The following is a 1,272-nucleotide window of genomic DNA, read 5'->3' on the forward strand; positions in this document are numbered from 1 at the left end:
CTATGAATCCGTCCATCCTGTTTTTAATGCTCCAAAATGGACATTTTTCTTCGAACATGGTCGTTCAATTCCCGGGGCAACTGAACCGGCTTGATTCAGATAATCAAACGATTGCCCTGATGGCTAAAGATCACGATGGTTTTCCAGGGCTACACACAAATGGCCATGGTGAGTGCGTCAAGACTTATCTGGATTGGGTCTTGGCCAGCCCCTTCAGCGACGAGTTCAAACAGGACCTGCTGATGGCGAAATCCTTCAAGGGTTTTCCCGGGCTCTACGCAGCACTGCAAAATGGCCATGGTGAGTGCGTCAAGACTTACCTGGATTGGGTCTTGGCCAGCCCCTTCAGCGATAAGGTCAAACAGAACCTGCTGATGGCGAAATCCCCGGATGGTTTTCCCGGGATCTTCGCGGCACTGGACAATGGTCACGGGGAGTGCATAAAGATTTACCTGGATCGCGTCATGGCAAGCTCCTTGAGCGACGAGGTCAAACTGAATTTGCTGATGGCGAAATCCTCCGATGGTTTTCCCGGGCTCTACGTAGCACTGCAAAATGGCCATGGTGATTGCGTCAAGACTTACCTGGATTGGGTCATGGCCAGCCCCTTCAGCGACGAAGTCAAACAGGACCTGCTGATGGCGAAATCCTCCGGTGGTTTTCCCGGGCTCTACGTAGCACTGCAAAATGGCCATTGGGAGTGCGTGAAGGGTTACGTGGATTGGGTCCTGGCCAGTCCCTTCAGCGACGAGTTCAAACAGAACCTGCTGATGGCGAAATCCCCGGATGGTGTTCCCGGGCTCTTCGCGGCACTGGCAAATGGCCATGGTGAGTGCGTCAAAGGCTACCTGAGTCTGGTCCTGGCCAGCCCCTTGAGCGACGAGTTCAAACAGAACCTGCTGATGGCGAAATCCCGGGATGGTGTTCCCGGGCTCTTCGTGGCACTGGCAAATGGCGATGATGAGTGTGTCAAGGCTTACCTGAGTCTGGTCATGGCCAGCCCCTTGAGCGACGAGGTCAAACACAACCTGCTGATGGCGGCGCGGGGCGATAGTATTTCCGGACTCTGCGTGACACTGGAAAATGGCAAACGGGAATGCTTCGAGGCGCATATTATTCGGGTTATCAATAACAGCTTAAGTCATGTTTCAAAACAATTTGACGATTGATTTCAGTCAGGAATATTCCCCGATTGGTGAACTTTCCGTGGATTATCCTACTTTTTAAGGAATTGACCCGGAATAACTTCATCATTTTATTCAGTCCGGGAAA

Annotated in this window: 1 pseudogene; it reads left to right on the forward strand. The window is 52.0% G+C overall.

Annotation, left to right across the window (positions count from 1 at the left end):
- A pseudogene (locus KDK14_RS20710) lies at positions 1-1,169 on the forward strand (hypothetical protein); the annotation flags it as partial.
- Positions 1,170-1,272 lie beyond the last annotated feature (103 nt).

The sequence above is a fragment of the Endozoicomonas sp. ONNA2 genome (assembly GCF_024606365.1).
GTDB lineage: Bacteria > Pseudomonadota > Gammaproteobacteria > Pseudomonadales > Endozoicomonadaceae > Endozoicomonas.